The sequence below is a fragment of the Deinococcus terrestris genome (assembly GCF_009377345.1).
In the GTDB taxonomy this organism is placed as follows: Bacteria; Deinococcota; Deinococci; order Deinococcales; family Deinococcaceae; genus Deinococcus; species Deinococcus terrestris.
The window spans coordinates 377,974-396,104 of sequence record NZ_WBSL01000001.1; the positions used below are offsets into that span (position 1 = coordinate 377,974).

Genomic DNA, 18,131 nt, shown 5'->3' on the forward strand with positions numbered 1-18,131 from the left:
GCATGAGCATCGTCGACCAGACCCGCGAGGGGGACATCCTCGTCCTGACCATCAACAACCCGCCCGTGAACGCCTTCTCGCCGGGCGTGCCCGAGGGCCTGCACGCGGGCCTCGACGCCGCCGAGGGCGAGGAGGGCATTCGCGGGGTCGTCATCATTGGCGGGGGGCGCACCTTCGTGGCGGGGGCGGACATCAAGACCTTCGACCTGCCCCGCGAGCAGGCGCCCGACCTGCGCGGTTTTATCTCGCGCCTGGACGCCTTTCCCAAGCCCACCGTCGCCGCCATCCACGGCACGGCGCTGGGGGGCGGCCTGGAAATTGCGCTCGCCTGCAACTACCGCGTGGCGACGAAGGACGCGAAAATGGGCCTGCCCGAGGTCAAGCTCGGCGTCCTGCCCGGCGCGGGCGGCACCCAGCGCCTGCCCCGCGTGGTGGGAGTAGAAAAGGCGCTGGAGATGATGCTCTCGGGCAACCCCATCAAAGCGATGGAGGCGAAGGAACTCGGTCTGGTGGACCACCTCGTGGAGGGGGACCTGCGCGAGGGGGCGGTCGCCTTCGCCCGCGAGCACGCCAATGCCCGCCCCTTACCGCGCATCAGCGAGCGCACGGTGGAGGGCGTCAGCCCGCAGGTCTTCGCCGCCGCCCGCGAGGGCATTAAAAAGACCCACCGGGGCCAGCTCTCGCCCGGCTTCATCATCGACCTGGCCGAGATGACGACCACCCAGCCCTTCGCCGTGGGCTGGGAGGAAGAAGCCCGCCTCTTCATGGCCGCCAAGGACTCACCGCAGTCGCGCGGCCTGCGTCACATCTTCTTTGCTGAGCGCGAGGCGGGCAAGATTCCAGGGCTGACGAAGGACACGCCGACCACCGAAATCAAGTCCGCTGGAATCATCGGTGCGGGCACGATGGGCGGCGGCATCGCCATGAACTTCCTGAACGTGGGCATTCCCGTCACCATCGTGGAAACCCAGCAGGAGGCGCTCGACCGGGGCCTGTCCGTCATCCGCCGTAACTACGAGAACACCGCGAAAAAGGGCCGCCTGACGATGGAGGACGTGGAGAAGCGCATGGCCCTCCTCACGCCGACCCTCAACATGGAAGACCTCGCGGACGCCGACATCATCATTGAGGCCGTCTTCGAGGACATGGGCGTGAAGAAGGACATCTTCACGCGGCTCGACGCCATCGCCAAGCCGGGCGCGATTCTCGCCACGAACACCTCCACTCTGGACGTGAACGAGATCGCCGCCGTGACCGGGCGGCCCGAGCAGGTCATCGGGCTGCACTTCTTCAGCCCGGCGAACGTGATGAAGCTTTTGGAGATCGTCCGCGCCGACAAGACCAGCGACTCGGTGCTGGCGACAAGCATGGCCCTCGCCCGGCGCATCGGCAAGGTGGGCGTGGTGGTGGGTGTGTGCGACGGCTTCGTCGGCAACCGCATGATCCACCGCTACGGCGACGAGGCCCGCAAGCTGGTGGAGGAGGGCGCCAACCCCCAGGACGCCGACGCCGCGATGAACGCGCTGGGCCTGCCGATGGGACCGTTCCAGATGAGCGACATGGCCGGGCTGGACGTGGGCTACCTCATCCGCCAGCATCAGGCGAAGGTGCGCGGGGCGCCCAAGCCCGACGGCTGGCTCGACCGCATCGTGGAACGCGGACGCAAGGGCCAGAAGACGCAGGCGGGCATCTACGACTACGGCGAGGACCGGAAGCCCAAGCCCAACGCGGAGGTCGCCCAACTCATCGAGGACTACCGCGCCGAAAAGGGCTTGGAATCCCGTGAGCTGACCCAGGAGGAGATCACCGAGCGGCTGGTCTACTCGCTGGTCAACGAGGGCGCCCAGATTCTCGACGAGGGCATCGCGCAGCGGGCCGGGGACATCGACGTGATCTACATCTACGGCTACGGCTTCCCCGCCCACCACGGCGGGCCGATGGGCTACGCCGACGAGATGGGCCTGGGGAACGTGGTCGCCGCCCTGGAAAAGTACGGCCAGACGCCCGCACCGCTGCTCAAGCGGCTGGCGGAAGAAGGCGGGTCGTTCGCGGGATGGGACAAGGCCAAGGCGAGCGCCTGAGCCCATGACCGCCGAGGTGCGCGTGCTGGGTCGGGAAGAGGCGGACGTGCTGCAAAACGTCGCCCCTGGCGTCTTCGACCATGACCTCCGGCCCGACTCGCTGGCCGCCTTTTTCGCCGACCCCCGGCATCACCTCGCCGTGGCCCTCGACGGCGGGGTGGTCGTGGGCATGGCGTCGGGCTTCCATTACGTCCACCCCGACAAGCCGCCCGAACTGTTCATCAACGAGGTCGGCGTGGCGGACGAGTACCAGGGCCAGGGCCTCGGCCGCCGCCTGCTGGACGCCCTGCTCGCCCACGCCCGGACGCTCGGTTGTGTGGCTGCCTGGGTCCTCACCGAAGAGGACAATCCCATCGCCCGCCGCCTCTACGCCTCCGCCGGTGGCGAGGAGCAGCCCGGCGTCGTCATGAGCCTCTTTTCCCTTTAAGGAGTTCCCCCATGCGTGAAGCTGTCATCGTTTCCACCGCCCGCACCCCCATCGGCAAGGCCTACCGGGGCGCCTTTAACGCCACCCCCTCGCCCACGCTGGCCGCCCACGCTATCCGCGCCGCCGTGGAGCGGGCGGGGGTTCAACCCGCTGACATCGACGACTGCATCATGGGCGCCGCCATGCAACAGGGCGTGCAGACCACCATCGGGCGCAACGCGGCGCTGCGGGCCGGGCTGGGGGTGGAGGTCGCGGGCATGTCCATCGACCGCCAGTGCGCGTCCGGCCTGATGTCCATCGCCACCGCCGCCAAACAGGTCATCGTGGACCGCATGGACGTGGTGGTCGCGGGCGGCGTGGAGTCCATTTCGCTCGTGCAGACGCCCGAGATGCGCGTCGGCCCCGACCCCGAACTGCTCTCCATGCACAACGGCATCTACATGCCCATGATCGACACGGCCGAGGTGGTCGGCCAGCGCTACTCGGTCAGCCGCGAGCGCTGCGACGAGTACGCCCTCCGGTCGCAGCAGCGCACCGCCCGCGCCCAGGCCGAGGGGATTTTTGACGCCGAGATCATCCCCGTGACCACCAAGATGAACGTGACCAACAAGGAGACGGGTGAGGTCACCCTGCGCGAGATCACGATCACGAAGGACGAGGGCAACCGCCCCGACACCACCCTGGAGGGCCTGCGCTCGCTGAAGGCCGTGCGCGGCGAGGGCAATCAGATTACGGCGGGCAACGCCTCGCAGCTTTCCGACGGGGCGTCGGCCAGCATCGTGATGGACGCGGAGATGGCGCAGGCACGGGGCCTCAAGCCGTTGGGCCGTTACCTGGGCATGGCCGTCGCAGGCACCGAGCCCGACGAGATGGGCATCGGCCCGGTGTACGCGGTGCCCAAGCTGCTGAAGCGCTTCGGCATGACCGTGGACGACATCGGCCTGTGGGAACTCAACGAGGCCTTCGCCGTGCAGGTGCTGTATTGCCAGGACAAGCTCGGCATCCCCGACGACAAGCTCAACGTCAACGGCGGCGCCATCTCCATCGGCCACCCCTACGGCATGAGCGGCGCCCGGCTAGTGGGTCACGCTCTGCTCGAAGGCCAGCGCCGGGGCGTGCAGCACGTCGTCGTGACCATGTGCGTGGGCGGCGGCATGGGGGCGGCGGGGCTGTTCGAGGTGCTCTAAGTCGCCAGTCACCAGCAGCCAGTCGCCAGCGAGAGTGCCTAGTCTTGCTCCTCCCCCCTTGCGGGGAAGACTGGGTGGGGGGTGGACGGCGCAACCGTCCCATACCGTGATGAACACGCTGAACACCTTCTGATGAACCCTCCAACGCCCCCTCCCCCGGTTCCCCGTGACCGGGGGTTTCTCTGCCTTGTCCTCACAATCGTTCAACATTAAACGATTAGAATGGACCCATGACAACCTCTCCTCTCATCCCCCACGGGCTGCATCACGTCACGGCGGTGACGGCGAATGCGCGGGCCAACCTCGACTTTTATACGCGGGTGCTGGGGCTGCGCCTCGTCAAGAAGACGGTCAACCAGGACGACGTGAGCGCCTACCACCTCTTTTTCGCGGACGGGGCGGGCAGTCCGGGCAGCGACCTGACCTTTTTCGAGTGGCCGGTGCCGCCCGAGACGCGGGGCAACAACTCGATCACCCGGACGGGCCTGCGGGTGCCGGAGGGCAGCCTGGAGTGGTGGGCCGAGCATCTGCGCGGGCAGGGGCTGGAGGTCACCCCGGTCACCCGTGCGGGCCGCGCCCACCTCGACTTCGCCGACCCCGAGGGCCAGCGCCTCAGCCTGCTGGAGGGCGGGCCAGCGGGCGTGCCGTGGGAGGGCAGCACCGTTCCCGCCGAGCACCAGATTCTGGGCCTCGGCCCCACCGAACTCACGCTGCCGGGCCTCTTTCCCACCGAGCGGGTGCTGACGCGGGTGTATGGCCTAGGCGCGGCGGGCACCTACCCCGACCCCGAGGACTCCTCGCGGACCATCCATGTCTACGCGATGGGGGAGGGCGGCCCCCACGCCGAACTGCACCTGCGCGTGGACCCCTCGCTGCCCCCGGCCCGTTCCGGCGCGGGTGGCGTCCACCACCTCGCCCTGCGGGTACGCGACGAGGACTATCACGCCTGGGCCGAGCATCTCGCCGGGCTGGGCCTGCGCACCAGCGGCGAGGTGGACCGCCACTGGTTCCACTCGGTGTACTACCGCGAGCCCCAGGGCATCCTGATCGAACTCGCCACCGACGGCCCCGGCTTCGCGGTGGACGAGGACCCCGCCCACCTCGGCGAAACGCTGGTCCTGGCCCCCTTCCTCGAACCCCGCCGCGCCCAGATTGAGGCCGGATTGACCCCCCTGTCCTGACCCAGAACAAAGGAGGTGGGCCATCCCGGTTGGGGCGGCCCACCTTCTCTCTTGCTGGTCGCTGGAAGCTGGCGACTGGCCGCTTAGACCAGCACCGGCTCCACGTACTCCCCGTACACCCGCTTCAGCGTGTCCATCTGCTCGCCCAGCGTGGTGTAGGCGTGGGCGCACTCCAGGAAGGCGGGCATGGTGTTCGCCCCGGTGACGGCCGCCTCGCGCAGGGCGTCCAGGGCCGCCTCCGCCCGTTGGGGGTCGCGCTCGCGCCGCACCTGCGCCAGCCGCGCCTCCTGCACGCGCTCGACCTCCGGGTCGATCAGTTGGATGGGCACTTCCACCGCGTCCTGCACGAAGTCGTTGACGCCCACGATGATGCGGTCGCCGGTCTCGACCTCGCGCTGGTAGCGGTAGGCGGCCTCGGCCATTTCGAGCTGGAAAAAGCCGTTGTCGATGCCCGCTTCCACCCCGCCCATCGCGCGAATCTGCTCGATGTAGCCCATCGCGGCGGCCTCGATGTCGTTGGTCAGCTTCTCGACGTAATAGCTGCCCGCCAGCGGATCGATCACGCCCGCCACGCCCGTCTCGTAGGCGATGATCTGCTGGGTCCGCAGGGCGATGGCGGCGCTCTGCTCAGTGGGTAGGGCCAGCGCCTCGTCGTAGGCGTCGGTGTGCAGGCTCTGGGTGCCGCCCAGCACGGCGGCGAGCGCCTGAATAGCAACGCGGGCGATGTTGTTCAGCGGCTGCTGCGCGGGCAAGCTGACCCCGGCGGTCTGCGAGTGCGTCCGCAGCATCCACGACCTCGGGTTTTTCGCCCCGTAGTGGTCGCGCATCTGCCGCGCCCAGATGCGCCTCGCGGCCCGCATCTTGGCGATCTCTTCGAAGAAGTCGTTATGGATGTCCCAGAAAAACGAGATGCGCGGCGCGAACTCGTCGATGTCCAGCCCGCGCTCCAGCGCCTTTTCGACATAGTGGAAGCCGTCGGCCAGCGTGAAGGCCAGCTCCTGCACGCCCGTCGCCCCGGCTTCGCGGATGTGATAGCCGCTCACCGAGATGAAGTTGAACCGGGGCACCACCTTCGGCCCCCACTCGAAGGTGTCGATCACCAGCTTCACGCTCGGGGCGGGCGGGTAGATGAACTCCTTCTGGGCGATGAACTCCTTGAGGATGTCGTTCTGAATCGTCCCGCCGATCTTCGTCAGGTCCTTGCCCTGCTTCTGTGCGTTGGCGATGTACATGGCCCAGATCGCGTTGGCGGGCGAGTTGATCGTCATGGAGGTGGTGACCTGCTCGGGGTCGATGCCCCGGAAGAGAATCTCCATGTCTGCGAGGCTGCTCACCGCCACGCCGCACTTGCCGACCTCGCCCTTGGAGAAGGGGTGGTCGGAGTCGTAGCCCATCAGGGTGGGGAGGTCAAACGCCGTGGAGAGGCCCGTCTGCCCGGCCCCCAGCAGCGCGTGGAAGCGCTCGTTGGTCTGCTCGGCGCTGCCGAAGCCCGCGAACATCCGCATGGTCCAGAGCTTGCCGCGGTAGACGCTGGGCTGCACGCCCCGCGTGTAGGGGAACTCGCCGGGATACCCGAGGTCGCGCTCGGCGTCCCAGTCCCCCAGATCGTCGGCCGTGTAGATCGGCTCAGGGTCCATGTCGGAGAGGTTCTTGAAGTTGTACTTGCGCTCGGGAAACTTCTGCGTGGCGGGCTGGTAGACGCTCTGCATCCACTCGTTCTTGGTCTTCATGGTTTACCTCCGGCCGGGAGCCGAATCGAACGCTCGTTAGGTCGCGCCCCAGGGTAGCAGACGGGCCGCGCCGGGCCGGTGTCCTGGCTGCCTCTGCTGGACAGAGCTTGAGCGTCCTCTCGGCCAGCGGCCATCTTCGCGCGGCAGGCTGGGGCCATGACCCAGGGACGACTGCAAGGCAAGAACATCGCCATCCTCGCCACCGACGGAGTGGAAGAGATCGAACTCACCAGTCCGCGTCAGGCGCTGGAGCAAGCCGGAGCGACCGCCCACCTGATCAGCCTGGAGCCGGGCGAGATTCAGGCCATGAAGGGCGACATCGAGCCGAAGGGCAAGTACGCGGTGGACCGGGTGGTGTCGGAGGTCCGGGCCGCGGACTACGACGGCCTGCTCCTGCCCGGCGGCACGGTCAACCCCGACACGCTGCGGATGGACGAGGGAGCCATGCGCTTCGTGCGCGAGATGTACGACGCGGGGAGGCCTATCGCCGCGATCTGCCACGGTCCCTGGAGCCTGTCCGAAACGGGCATCAGCCAGGGCCTGAGGATGACGAGTTGGCCCAGCCTGAAGCGCGAACTGATCCTCTCGGGCGCCGAGTGGGTCGACGAGGAGTGCGTGACCGACAAGGGCGTGGTGACCAGCCGCAAACCCGACGACCTGCCCGCCTTTAACCGCAAGATGATCGAGGAATTCGCAGAGGGCGATCACAGCAGCCGTCGGAAGTAACTTCGGCGGCTCAGCGGGGGAGCCCTGCTCAGGCTTCCCCTTCGTCTGCTTTCCGCCATCTGGCCCATGCCCAGGCCCATGCCCAGTCCCGTGCCACGCCCTAGCCTGGGGCCGATGCCCGATGTCCTCCCCACCGCCGCCGACCTCGCCGTCTTCTCGCTCGCCGCGCAGCATCCCGACACGCGCGGCTGGGTGGGCGACCCCGCCCGCCTCGCCTTGCTGGGAGAGGAGCACGCCTTCGACCTTCAGCTCGCCACCGACCTTGACCTCGCCGCGAAACGGGCCGAGTTTCTGAGCGTGGGGCAGCCTGCCAAGGCGTTCCTCAACCGCTGGGCCGAAGTGAGGCCGGACCTGGGCGCCATGCTCTCCATCCGCTTCGAGGGGCTGGACTGGGAGAAGCCCTTCGTGGACGCCAGCGTGACGACGCGGCCGCTGATGCCAGATGACCTCCCCGCGTTGCGGAAGGTGGCCCTGGACATTTACGGCGCGTTCCGGCCTGGACGCCTGCGGGTGTGGAGCGCGGCAGAGATGGGAGCGTTCCCCGACACGCGCCCCGATATGCGCGTCCTGGCCGCGCCGCTAGCGGACCTGCGTGGGGCAGAGCTACCAGACGGCCTCACGCTCATCCCCACCCGCGATACCTCGCACCATGCCGAGGCAGTGGCCGCCTACGCCGACGTAGACGCCGAGCATCCCGGCCATGTCGGACAAGCCCGGATGCTGAGCGAGGATGATCTGGCCGCAGCCATCGCGGCGGGAACCATGTTCGACGTGCTGTGGAAAGGCCAGTGGAGCGGCTACGCGGGCACGCTGCCCGAAACCCTTCTCGGTCTTCCCGCCCAGGTCGTGCAGGAACTCCTGCTCGCTCCCCACGCCCGTGGCCACGGCCTCGGCCCCCACCTCTCCACCCTGCTGGCCCGTGCCCTCCCCGACGATGGGCGGGTGCTTCTTGGCACCATCCACGGCGAGAACCGGGGAGCGCGGGAGGCGGCGCTGCGGGCCGGGCGGCGCGATATCGGTGGGTGGACCTGGGTGCCCCTGCAAGGGTGACCCTCGCCCGACCTCACCCCCCGTCCCATCTGCTAAAATCCCCGTTTGGGTATCCCGCCCACCGTCCAGACCGGACATGTGGCGGGCTTTTTTATGCAGATGAGCTGAGAGCTGAAGGCTGACCGCTGAGAGCTAACGGCTCCGCACAAAGGGAGCTGACATACATGGAATACCGCAATATCGCCATCATCGCGCACGTCGACCACGGCAAGACCACGCTGGTGGACGGCCTGCTCAAGCAGACCCTCAAGCTCGGCCACGGCGAGGAAATCGCCGAGCGGGCGATGGACTCCAACGACCTCGAACGCGAGCGCGGCATCACCATTCTCGCCAAGAACACCGCCGTGGAGTACAAGGGCGTCAAGATCAACATCGTGGACACCCCCGGCCACGCCGACTTCGGGGGCGAGGTCGAGCGCGTGCTGGGCATGGTGGACGGTGCCCTCGTGCTGGTGGACGCGGCGGAAGGGCCGATGCCCCAGACCCGCTTCGTGCTGCGCAAGGCCATCGAACTGGGCCTCAAGCCCATCGTGGTGGTCAACAAGATCGACCGCCAGGACGCCCGCCCGGAGGAGGTCGTCAACCTGACCTTCGACCTGATGGCCGAACTCGGCGCCAACGACGACCAGCTCGACTTCCCGATCCTGTACGCCATCGCCCGCGACGGCAAGGCGTTCAAGGATCTGGACAACCCCCAGGACGACATGCACGAGCTGTTCGAGATGGTGCTGGAACAGATTCCCGCGCCCGCTGTCGATCTGGAAGCCCCCTTCCAGATGCTGGTGACCAACCTCGACTATTCCGAGTACCTCGGGCGCATCGTGCTGGGGCGGGTGCAGCGCGGCAAGGTCAAGAAGGGCGAGTTCGTGCAACTGATCCACAAAGACGGCACGATGACCAAGACCCGCGTGGTGCAGCCCTTCACGCACCTGGGCCTGCGCCGCATCGAGGCCGACGAGGTGGGGGCCGGGGACATCGTGGCCCTCGCTGGAATCGAGGACGCGCAGATCGGGGAAACCATCGCCGACCTCGCCGACCCCGAGGCGCTGCCCATCATCACGGTGGACGAGCCGACCGTCTCGATGGTCTTTCAGCCCAACACCAGCCCCTTCGCAGGCAAGGAGGGCAAGTACGTCACCTCCCGCCACCTCAACGACCGCCTCAAGCGCGAGGTCATGACCAACGTGTCGCTGCGCGTCGAGGAAATCCGCCCCGACGAGTTCAAGGTGTCGGGCCGCGGCGAGCTGCACCTCTCGATCCTGCTCGAAACCATGCGCCGCGAGGGGTACGAGGTGCAGGTCGGGGCGCCGCAGGTCATCATCCGCGAGATCGACGGGCAGAAGCACGAGCCGATCGAGCACCTCGTCATCGACGTGCCTGAGCAGCACTCCAGCACCGTGATCGGCGTGCTGGGCGCCCGCAAGGGCCAGATGGTGAACATGGAGCCGCAGGGCAGCCGCGTGCGGGTCGAGTTCAAGATTCCCTCCCGCGCCCTGTTCGGCTTCCGCACCCAGTTCCTCTCCATGACCCAGGGCGAGGGCATCATGAGCCACATCTTTGACGGGTACGCGCCGTGGGCCGGGGACCTCAAGACCCGGCAAAACGGGTCGCTGGTCAGCATGGAAGACGGGGTGGCCTTTGCCTACTCGATCTTTAAGCTGCAAGACCGGGGCACCTTCTTTATCGACGCGGGACAGGACGTGTACGTGGGCATGATTGTGGGCGAGAACGCCCGCGAGCAGGACATGAACGTCAACGTCTGCAAGAACAAGAAGCTCACCAACGTGCGCTCGGCGGGCGCCGACGAGGCCCTGACCCTGATCCCGCCCCGGCGCCTGAGCCTCGAAGACGCGCTGGAGTACATCGCCGACGACGAACTCGTCGAGCTGACCCCCCAGAGCATCCGCCTTCGCAAGAAGGTTCTCAACCCCAGCTTCCGCAAGTAATCGCCGCCCAGCAGGTCGTGCGATTCACCCCCAGGACGGCCTGGGGGTTTTCCTTTGGTCCACTGCTGAACTCACGGTCCAGAGGGCGCCGGGCGGGCCGCAACCTTCCGGGGTCCGGCAGCGTAACGGGGGCATGTTCGGGCTCCCTTCCGCCCTGCTGGGCCGCTCATGCTAGAGGCCTTCGCCTGGATCGTGCATCCGCTGGCGGGCCTCGCGCTGGCGCTGTGGGGGTCGGTGATCTTCTCGGGCCGGGGCAAGCACGCGGCCGAGGTGGGCCGGGCCGCCGCCCTCATCGTGTTGATGGCGGTGCTGGGCGCCACCTGGGTGGTCCATCCGGCGGCGGGAATGCTGCTGGGCTACCTGGGGTCGCGGGGCTTTCACCGCTGGCAGCGGGACTGGCGGGCACTGCTCGTTGGAGTGCTGGCCGGACTGGTCTTTATGGCGCTGGGGGCAGACTGGCTGGTCTTCCCCCTGATCGTGATGGGGCTGATCTGGGTCTTTTCGGCCCCGGCGTCCCTGTGGACGGCCGGGAAGTCGCCGCAGGCCATTGGGGACGCGCCCGCTTCTGCCGCCCTACCCGAGCAGGCGGGCGGCCTGCCGCTGGGCGACCTCACCTCCCGCGAGCGCGAGGCGGTGCCGGTGGGCGGGGCAGCAGCGAACGCGGCGCGGCGAGCACAGGCGGCTCCCGCTCCCGACGACGAGGACGCACTCACCGCCCTGACCCGTGACGAGCGGTTGCCCGGCGAGGCCCGCGCTCAACTCGTGGCGCTGGACCTGCGGACCCGCGAGGCCCTGCGCCACCTGGAAGCCCAGGGGCAGGGGGGCAGTGAGGGGGCTTACCTGGCCCGCGCGGTGCGGCGTGAGTATGCACCGGCCGCCGCGCACGCTTACCTCAAGCTGCCGCCCACCCTGGCAAACACCCAGCCGTTGGAAGACGGCAAGACGGGACGGGACCTGCTGCGCGAGCAACTCGACTTGCTACTGGGCGCGGTGGCCGAGGTGCTGGATGAGGCCCTGCGTACGGGCGGCCAGGAGCTGCTTACCCACGGTCGGTTCCTGCGCGAAAAGTTCCGCAAGGCGCCGGGGGACCTTGAGCTGTAGCCCAAGCACGGCCTCGCGCCCCGCCCGGTCACTGACACGGAAAAGATTACCTGTCAAAGTTGCGACAAACTAATGGTCACTGCCGTTGGCAGGTGATTCTTTGCGGATGCATGACCCTGGACGCGCGAGGTCTATTCCTTGGGCTTTTCTCGACGCTTCACCACCAGTTCCAATTCCGGTATGGCTAACAGGAGTGCACATTTCTGGAATGGACATTAAAGACCTTCCTGACCTTAACCAGAGGGCAAGGTCGTGCGTGCCGCATTTCCAATGGCCTCCATAGAGGGGCACTGATTTCAGGGTAATAACGCGTTGTAGCGGTGAATGTCTCGAGATGGGATTGCCGTCGGCTAAAGGACAGGGAACGCCTCACCAAATGGGCCAGACGGGCACGCAAGGCTGCATTGAAGCGCCCAACGTGTAGGGTTCCGCCAATCTGGTGTAGTGCCCCGAACTCTTGTAGACCGACAAGCCGTCGGCAGGCACACCGCGTCCAGATAGAGGGTTTCGAGGCTGTGCCACAGGCCATACGCCCCCAAGGTGTCGCGGTCCATAAGGAAGCACCCGACGATCCGTCGGGTGTGGCGGCCCATCGCCAGCTAGATTCACCGCACACGACTTTGGCTGCTCACGAAGTGCATAACTCGTCGCACTCCAGCACCTGCTCGGGAGGCGCTCAGGCTTTTTTTGCTCCTCCGCTGAACTCATCAAGGCCGTACGGAACGTCCCGGCCCAGCTGCTTGAGGTGCGGGCAGAACCACGACCGACTGACGCCCGTCACCCCGCAACTCCCCCGCGGGGAGGGGCGTTCGGTGAGCAGACGATCTATCAGGGCGATTACTCCGCTGGGATTCGGTGACAGGTGGGGTTGAGCGTGAACTGAAAGCCGCAGATGCAGCACAAGTAGCGCTGCTTCCCGGTGTGGGCATGACCGTTGTTGACGATGCGGACGGCGCCGCACTGCGGACACGTCAGACCGTTCATGGTTCATTCAACATCCGTCATGCCCAGAAGTCCACGACCGCCTACAGAACGGCAAATGCGGGGCCTGAGCGTGTACAGATGTGTGGGAGCGGTGGCCGAGGCTGTGTGGGATCAGCCCTTCTGGTATGCCGCTCGCGCGTCGAGGAGCACCGCAAACCCCGTCTCGTCTGCTGCGATGATGATCCGACGGTTGTATGCCTCATCCACGGCGCGTAGGGCAGTCCTCAAACGGAGGTTCTCGTCTGCCTGAACGAGGTAGGCCTCAGCGATCAAGGATGCCTGCTCGTTCAGCGCCCCATCCGCCAGCAGTTGCTGGATATGCTCCGGTGTCAGGTTTCTCACAGTGCTTGAGTATGAATGTCAGCGGGTGACGAGACATGCCCCCGCCGGGGGTCACGTGCTGAGGGTCACCTGCCACTGCCGACTCGCTGGGTCGATCGCTGCCGCCGGCGCGTTGACCAGCCGCAGCGTGATCTGCCCCGCCGCGCTTCCCCACGCGCCCCAGGGCACCGATCCGGGCCACGCTCAATCCCTGCCCGACGGCCGCTCCAGCCGCCCCCATGGTTTCCACGCTGCTGTGCGCCACGATGTCATACCGGTTGGCGACGGTGGCCCTCCCGCTTGCTCCGTTCCCGCGCTTTGTTGACCCGCCGCCGCAGCGTGCGGACCGGGATACCCAGCTTGGAGACCAGTTCCCCGGCCGTCCATAGCATGGTCTGGCGCTTGGGGCTGTAAGCCAGGGTCATGGCCGCTTCGAATGCGTGGGCGCTGGCCCCGAGCAGTTCGACGAGTTGAGCGGTGAGGCTGTGTTCGTGGAAGCGCCCTTCGCCAAGGGCCGCGATCTGGCCGCGTTCAAGGTCTGTGGCGGCAGCATGGCCGGTGGAAGGCGCCCGACTTACGACGGCGACGTGGTGATCGTGCACCGCGAGCTGGGTGGGGGGATCAGTCAGCCGGTAGGCGCTCGCCTCGAGGACGATGGGTTCGTGGTCAAACGCCTGCGACCGAACGGCATCCTCGACCCCGGGCTGTCCCTCATTCCAGCTGAGCGGGTCGCCCAGGTACTGGGCCGTGTTGTCCGGGTCGTCTGAAGCGTGCCGTGAAGATGGGGATTGAATTTACAGCAGATCACCCCCGGCGCCAGGAGGCTCACGGGAGGTTCTATTGAACGCATGGCACTCAAAGGGTCGGGGATGGAACGAGCCGGGCGATTTCGGGGGAGAGCCGGTATGCCAGAACGGGAAAGGAAGAGGCACGGCCAGCACGGCCGAGGCGTCACTCTAGGTTTAGGCTGGCTCCGGTTGTTCCACGAGGATTGAATTTGAGTCAGGGCGAGGGGTTGAGCACAGAGAACAGCACCCCGTTCCCCGCCCGGTCACACCGACGGCGACTTGCGTCCCTGTTCATGGGAGCTCGGGTCCGTTAACCTGAGCTTCAGAGTCAGGATTATGACGACGACCCCCATCCCCGCTCCCCTCCAAACGACCGCGCCCTCCGGCGACCTCCGCATTCCCTCGCTGCTGCTGGCGGCGGAGGCGGTGCTGGCCCACCTGCACCCCCGCGCTCCCCTGCGGGTGGAGCGGGTGGCCCTGGGCGAGACGCCCGGCGTGACCTACGCCCTCGCGCCCGATCCCCAGGCCCTGGCCCTGAACCGGGCATTGCGCGAGGAAGTCGCCCTGGTCGGTCTGGCCCGCTCCGCGATGGCGCGGCTGCTGGGGCTTTCGGCCGACGCGGGGAAGGGTCCCGCCTGCCGTGACCCCCGCGCCCTGCTGACCGCTGCTCTCACCGACCCCGAGGAGCTGGAAGTGCTGGACGCCCAGCTCGCCGTGCTGGAGGCCCGCGCCCGCGCCCTGCTGCGCCGCTCCTGGGCCGAGGTGGAGGTGGTCGCGGCGGGCCTGCGCGACCACGGCGAACTCGATGCGCGGGAGGTCGCCCACCGGGTCGCCTGTGCCCAGGGCATCCGGGGCACGCTGCTGAACTGACCTTTACCGAACGGGGGTCGTTGCTCGATTGGGTGTGCTGGACGTGACCACTTCCTGTCCGTCTAGCACACCCTTTTTCCCAAACTGGGACAATCCTGCTCGGATCAGTCGGGATTGTGTGCCAGTCTTCATTTTGCGGCCGGAGCTACGTTCCTGAGCATCGGCCCGGCGCACCCTGCGTTCAGGAGGCAGCACCATGAACGACATGCAACAAGGCCGGAATATGGGAGAAGGGCAGAGCGTCGTGAGCCGCTGCGGGGCCACAAACTGCCGTTACAACGAGGGGGAGAACTGTACGGCGGGCCAGATCGAGGTCGACTTCAGCGGCCAGATGGCCCAGTGCCTCACCTTCAGCCCGCAGGACGGTCAGAGCGACTCGGCGCGGATGGGCGAGGGCACCCGCTGAACGTTCAGCTCCCTAACATATGGGCCGGGTGACGCTTCCCCGGCCCCCCTTCATTTCCCGCATGTCACACCACCACGACCCCGTGGTGCTTGGCCTTATCGGGCGGCTCCACATGGATGGTGACGGCCACGCCGGGCAACTCGGCAAACAGCGCCTCCTCCAATCGGTCGCAGATGGCGTGGGCGTCCTGCACGGTCATGGCGCCGGGCACGACGAGGTGGAACTCCACGAAGGTCATGCGGCCCGCGTGCCGGGTGCGCAGGTCGTGGACCTCCAACGCTCCGTCGGCGTGGGTGCTGAGAAGCTGCCGAATGCGGTTCTCGGTGTGGGGGTCCACCCCCGCGTCCATCAGGCCGCCCACGCTCTCGCGCACGAGGTGCCAGCCGCTCCACAGGATGTTGACCGCCACCAGCAGTGCGAGCGCCGGGTCCAGCCAGCTCACCCCGGTCAGGGCGGCGAGCGCGACCCCGGCCAATACACCCACGCTGGTCACCACGTCGGTCAACACATGCCGCCCGTCGGCCAGCAGCGCTGGGGACCGGACGGCACGTCCCGTCCGCAGCAGCACACCCGCCCACAGCCCGTTGAGCAGGGTTGCCCCCAGGTTGATCGCCAGGCCGTTCCAGGGGGCCTCCAGCGTGCGCGGATTCTGGAGGGCCGGGATCGCCTCCCGGATGATGCTGAAGGCCGCCAGCACGATCAGCACGCCCTCGGCCACCGCACTGAAATACTCGGCCTTGGAATGACCGTAGGGGTGCGTGGCGTCAGCGGGCCGCGCCGAGACGCGCAGGGCGATCAGGGCGGCGGCGGCGGCGGCCACGTTGATGATGCTTTCCAGCGCGTCCGAGTACAGGGCCACGCTGCCCGTCACCTGATAGGCCAGAAACTTGAGCGCCAGCACGGTGAGGGCGACCACCACGCTGCCCAGGGCGATTCTGGCCGAACGGTCCACCCGGCGAGCGTAACAGGATTGAATGAGGCAGGAGGCGGCACCCGGCCGGGGACACCCCCACCGCCCGCCGTTCTGTCCTGGGCGTAACCCGCTCTGCTACACTCCCCCGGTGACGACCGTGCCGGACCTGCCCGATTCCCCCCTGCTGTCCCAGCTCAACCCCAACCAGGCGCAGGCCGCCAACCACCACACTGGCCCGGCCCTCGTGATCGCGGGGGCGGGTAGCGGCAAGACGCGCACGCTGGTCTACCGCATCGCCCACCTGATCGGGCACTACGGGGCCGACCCCGGCGAGATTCTGGCCGTGACCTTTACCAACAAGGCCGCCGCCGAGATGCGCGAGCGGGCCAAGCACCTCGTGCAGGGGGCCGACCGACTCTGGATGAGCACCTTCCACTCGGCGGGCGTCCGCATCCTGCGGGCCTACGGAGAACACATCGGCCTGCGGCGGGGCTTTGTCATCTACGACGACGACGACCAGATGGACATCCTCAAGGAAGTCATGGGGTCCATCCCCGGCATCGGGCCAGATACCAACCCGCGTGTGCTGCGCTCCATCCTCGACCGGGCCAAAAGCAACCTGCTCACGCCCGCTGACCTCGACCGCTCGCATGAACTCTTTATCAGTGGCATTCCGCGTGAGGCCGCCGCCGAGGCCTACCGCCGCTACGAGGCCCGCAAGAAGGGGCAGAATGCGATCGACTTCGGGGACCTCATTACCGAGACGGTGCGGCTGTTTCAGGAGGTCCCTGCCGTGCTCGACCGGGTGCAGGACCGGGCGAAGTTCATTCACGTGGACGAGTATCAGGACACGAATAAGGCGCAGTACGAGTTGACGCGTCTGCTGGCGAGCCGGGACCGGAATCTCTTGGTCGTGGGTGACCCCGACCAGTCGATCTACAAGTTCCGCGGCGCCGACATCCAGAACATCCTCGATTTCCAGAAGGATTACCCGGACGCCAAGGTTTACATGCTCGAACATAATTACCGTTCGAGCGCCCGCGTCCTGAACCTCGCCAACAAGCTAATCGAGAATAACTCCGAGCGGCTGGACAAGACCCTGAAGGCGGTCAAGGAGGACGGCCACCCCGTCGTCTTCCACCGTGCTCCGGACCACCGGGCGGAGGGCGATTTCGTGGCCGAGTGGATCACCCGGCTGCACGGCGAGGGGCGGCCCTTTACCGATATGGCGGTGCTGTACCGCACGAACGCGCAGTCCCGCGTGATCGAGGAATCGCTGCGCCGGGTGCAGATTCCGGCCAAGATCGTGGGGGGCGTGAGCTTCTATGACCGCCGGGAAATCCGGGACATCCTGGCCTATGCCCGCCTCGCCATCAACCCGGATGACGACGTGGCGCTGCGCCGCATCATCGGGCGGCCCCGGCGCGGGATCGGGGACACGGCGCTCGAGCGGCTGATGGAGTGGGCGCGGGTGAACGGCACGTCTCTCCTGACCGCCTGCGCGAACGCCCAAGAGATGAATATCCTCGACCGGGGGGCACAGAAGCCCGTCGAGTTTGCCGGACTCATGCAGGCCATGAGCGAGGCCGCCGACAACTACGAACCGGGGCCGTTCCTGCGCTACGTGATCGAGAACAGCGGCTACCTCGACCTGCTGCGCCAGGAGGGCCAGGAGGGGCAGGTCCGCATGGAAAACCTCGACGAACTCGTCAACGCCGCCGAGGAATGGTCGGGCGAGAACGAGGGCACCATCGCGGATTTCCTCGACGACGCCGCGCTGCTCTCCAGCGTGGACGACATGCGCTCGCGCACCGAGAACCGCGACAAGCCCGAGGAAGCCGTCACCCTGATGACCCTGCACAACGCCAAGGGGCTGGAGTTCCCGGTGGTGTTCATCGTGGGGGCCGAGGAGGGCCTGCTCCCCAGCAAGAACGCGCTGATCGAGCCCGGCGGTATCGAGGAGGAACGGCGGCTCTTTTACGTGGGCATCACGCGGGCGATGGAGCGGCTCTTTCTGACCGCTGCGCAAAACCGCATGCAGTACGGCAAGACGGTCGCCGCCGAGGACAGCCGCTTTCTGGAGGAGTTGGGCGACGGCTTCGACACCGTGGACCCCTACGGGCAGGTCGTGGAGTACCGCCAGAAGAGCTGGAAGGATTACCGCCCGACCGTGCCCACCCGTCCCAGCGCTGTGAAGAACACCAGCCCGATGACGGAAGGCATGGCCTACCGGGGCGGCGAGAAGGTCAAGCATCCCAAGTTCGGGGAGGGGCAGGTGCTCGCGGTGGCGGGCGTGGGGGACCGGCAGGAGGTCACGGTGCACTTCCCCTCGGTGGGGACCAAGAAGCTGCTGGTGAAGTTCGCCAACCTGTCCCCGGTCTGAGGGCATGAGCAGGAGGGCGGCTCCCGGACCATCGTCC

General features: G+C 67.3%; 17 protein-coding genes. 12 read left to right on the forward strand and 5 right to left on the reverse strand.

Translation table 11 applies throughout. The annotated features are described in order from the left end of the window. The first annotated feature begins 2 nt into the window (after window positions 1-2). From F8S09_RS01975 to F8S09_RS01990, 4 genes are all read left to right on the forward strand, one after another. Window positions 3-2,081, forward strand: a complete 2,079-nt coding sequence (locus F8S09_RS01975) for a 3-hydroxyacyl-CoA dehydrogenase NAD-binding domain-containing protein (RefSeq protein ID WP_152868477.1) — start codon at window positions 3-5, stop codon at window positions 2,079-2,081. 4 nt (window positions 2,082-2,085) lie between these two features. Further along, the gene (locus tag F8S09_RS01980; RefSeq protein WP_152868479.1) at window positions 2,086-2,508 is read left to right on the forward strand and encodes a GNAT family N-acetyltransferase; all 423 of its coding nucleotides are present in this window, start codon (window positions 2,086-2,088) and stop codon (window positions 2,506-2,508) included. A gap of 11 nt (window positions 2,509-2,519) precedes the next feature. Next, window positions 2,520-3,695: an acetyl-CoA C-acyltransferase gene (locus tag F8S09_RS01985; RefSeq protein WP_152868481.1), complete on the forward strand. Its 1,176-nt coding sequence runs from the start codon at window positions 2,520-2,522 to the stop codon at window positions 3,693-3,695. A gap of 230 nt (window positions 3,696-3,925) precedes the next feature. Further along, window positions 3,926-4,876: a ring-cleaving dioxygenase gene (locus F8S09_RS01990; RefSeq protein ID WP_152868483.1), complete on the forward strand. Its 951-nt coding sequence runs from the start codon at window positions 3,926-3,928 to the stop codon at window positions 4,874-4,876. Between the two features lie 83 nt (window positions 4,877-4,959). Here the strand turns inward: F8S09_RS01990 and F8S09_RS01995 are convergent, their stop codons facing one another. After that, window positions 4,960-6,606 carry a methylmalonyl-CoA mutase family protein gene (locus F8S09_RS01995; RefSeq protein ID WP_152868485.1) on the reverse strand — a complete coding sequence of 549 codons (1,647 nt, stop codon included), beginning with the start codon at window positions 6,604-6,606 and terminating at the stop codon, window positions 4,960-4,962. A 156-nt stretch (window positions 6,607-6,762) separates the two neighbouring features. On the opposite strand from F8S09_RS01995, the gene F8S09_RS02000 reads away from it, so the two are divergent. From F8S09_RS02000 to F8S09_RS02015, 4 genes are all read left to right on the forward strand, one after another. Beyond that, window positions 6,763-7,332 carry a type 1 glutamine amidotransferase domain-containing protein gene (locus F8S09_RS02000; protein WP_152868487.1) on the forward strand — a complete coding sequence of 190 codons (570 nt, stop codon included), beginning with the start codon at window positions 6,763-6,765 and terminating at the stop codon, window positions 7,330-7,332. A gap of 114 nt (window positions 7,333-7,446) precedes the next feature. Next, window positions 7,447-8,382: a hypothetical protein gene (locus tag F8S09_RS02005; protein WP_227978431.1), complete on the forward strand. Its 936-nt coding sequence runs from the start codon at window positions 7,447-7,449 to the stop codon at window positions 8,380-8,382. A 164-nt stretch (window positions 8,383-8,546) separates the two neighbouring features. Continuing rightward, window positions 8,547-10,328, forward strand: a complete 1,782-nt coding sequence (gene typA / locus F8S09_RS02010) for a translational GTPase TypA (protein WP_152868489.1) — start codon at window positions 8,547-8,549, stop codon at window positions 10,326-10,328. A 168-nt stretch (window positions 10,329-10,496) separates the two neighbouring features. Beyond that, entirely contained in the window at window positions 10,497-11,429 is a 933-nt protein-coding gene (locus tag F8S09_RS02015) for a hypothetical protein (protein WP_152868491.1), read from the forward strand. 837 nt (window positions 11,430-12,266) lie between these two features. Here F8S09_RS02015 and F8S09_RS18400 read toward each other — a convergent pair. From F8S09_RS18400 to F8S09_RS17555, 3 genes are all read right to left on the reverse strand, one after another. Further along, window positions 12,267-12,413 carry an IS1/IS1595 family N-terminal zinc-binding domain-containing protein gene (locus tag F8S09_RS18400; RefSeq protein ID WP_456318705.1) on the reverse strand — a complete coding sequence of 49 codons (147 nt, stop codon included), beginning with the start codon at window positions 12,411-12,413 and terminating at the stop codon, window positions 12,267-12,269. 111 nt (window positions 12,414-12,524) lie between these two features. Continuing rightward, window positions 12,525-12,755: a hypothetical protein gene (locus tag F8S09_RS02020; RefSeq protein ID WP_152868493.1), complete on the reverse strand. Its 231-nt coding sequence runs from the start codon at window positions 12,753-12,755 to the stop codon at window positions 12,525-12,527. A 248-nt stretch (window positions 12,756-13,003) separates the two neighbouring features. Continuing rightward, window positions 13,004-13,159 (reverse strand): hypothetical protein, encoded by a 156-nt coding sequence (locus tag F8S09_RS17555; protein ID WP_194165187.1) that lies wholly within the window; start codon window positions 13,157-13,159, stop codon window positions 13,004-13,006. A gap of 66 nt (window positions 13,160-13,225) precedes the next feature. Here F8S09_RS17555 and F8S09_RS02025 point away from each other — a divergent pair, with 66 nt between their 5' ends. The 3 genes from F8S09_RS02025 (at window position 13,226) to F8S09_RS02035 (ending at window position 14,798) form a co-directional block, all read left to right on the forward strand. Then, complete coding sequence (locus F8S09_RS02025; protein WP_152868495.1) at window positions 13,226-13,501, forward strand: S24/S26 family peptidase; 276 nt, start codon at window positions 13,226-13,228, stop codon at window positions 13,499-13,501. Between the two features lie 357 nt (window positions 13,502-13,858). Continuing rightward, window positions 13,859-14,392, forward strand: coding sequence for a hypothetical protein (locus tag F8S09_RS02030; RefSeq protein WP_152868497.1), 534 nt, complete (start codon window positions 13,859-13,861; stop codon window positions 14,390-14,392). 196 nt (window positions 14,393-14,588) lie between these two features. Continuing rightward, a complete protein-coding gene (locus F8S09_RS02035) occupies window positions 14,589-14,798 on the forward strand; it encodes a DUF1540 domain-containing protein (RefSeq protein ID WP_152868499.1) in 210 nt (69 codons plus the stop codon). Window positions 14,799-14,862: 64 nt separating this feature from the next. Here F8S09_RS02035 and F8S09_RS02040 read toward each other — a convergent pair whose 3' ends face one another. Continuing rightward, window positions 14,863-15,750, reverse strand: a complete 888-nt coding sequence (locus tag F8S09_RS02040; RefSeq protein WP_322618436.1) for a cation diffusion facilitator family transporter — start codon at window positions 15,748-15,750, stop codon at window positions 14,863-14,865. Between the two features lie 109 nt (window positions 15,751-15,859). On the opposite strand from F8S09_RS02040, the gene F8S09_RS02045 reads away from it, so the two are divergent. Continuing rightward, window positions 15,860-18,094 (forward strand): ATP-dependent helicase, encoded by a 2,235-nt coding sequence (locus F8S09_RS02045; protein WP_322618437.1) that lies wholly within the window; start codon window positions 15,860-15,862, stop codon window positions 18,092-18,094. The last annotated feature ends 37 nt before the right edge of the window (window positions 18,095-18,131 follow it).

Excerpts from the sequence above, each read along its gene's own strand:
- F8S09_RS01975 (WP_152868477.1), top strand. The coding sequence starts at position 3 with ATGAGCATCGTCGACCAGACCCGCGAGGGGGACATCCTCGTCCTGACC.
- F8S09_RS01980 (WP_152868479.1), top strand. The coding sequence starts at position 2,086 with ATGACCGCCGAGGTGCGCGTGCTGGGTCGGGAAGAGGCGGACGTGCTG.
- F8S09_RS01985 (WP_152868481.1), top strand. The coding sequence starts at position 2,520 with ATGCGTGAAGCTGTCATCGTTTCCACCGCCCGCACCCCCATCGGCAAG.
- F8S09_RS01990 (WP_152868483.1), top strand. The coding sequence starts at position 3,926 with ATGACAACCTCTCCTCTCATCCCCCACGGGCTGCATCACGTCACGGCG.
- F8S09_RS01995 (WP_152868485.1), bottom strand. The coding sequence starts at position 6,606 with ATGAAGACCAAGAACGAGTGGATGCAGAGCGTCTACCAGCCCGCCACG.
- F8S09_RS02000 (WP_152868487.1), top strand. The coding sequence starts at position 6,763 with ATGACCCAGGGACGACTGCAAGGCAAGAACATCGCCATCCTCGCCACC.
- F8S09_RS02005 (WP_227978431.1), top strand. The coding sequence starts at position 7,447 with ATGCCCGATGTCCTCCCCACCGCCGCCGACCTCGCCGTCTTCTCGCTC.
- typA (WP_152868489.1), top strand. The coding sequence starts at position 8,547 with ATGGAATACCGCAATATCGCCATCATCGCGCACGTCGACCACGGCAAG.
- F8S09_RS02015 (WP_152868491.1), top strand. The coding sequence starts at position 10,497 with ATGCTAGAGGCCTTCGCCTGGATCGTGCATCCGCTGGCGGGCCTCGCG.
- F8S09_RS18400 (WP_456318705.1), bottom strand. The coding sequence starts at position 12,413 with ATGAACGGTCTGACGTGTCCGCAGTGCGGCGCCGTCCGCATCGTCAAC.
- F8S09_RS17555 (WP_194165187.1), bottom strand. The coding sequence starts at position 13,159 with ATGACCCTGGCTTACAGCCCCAAGCGCCAGACCATGCTATGGACGGCC.
- F8S09_RS02030 (WP_152868497.1), top strand. The coding sequence starts at position 13,859 with ATGACGACGACCCCCATCCCCGCTCCCCTCCAAACGACCGCGCCCTCC.
- F8S09_RS02035 (WP_152868499.1), top strand. The coding sequence starts at position 14,589 with ATGAACGACATGCAACAAGGCCGGAATATGGGAGAAGGGCAGAGCGTC.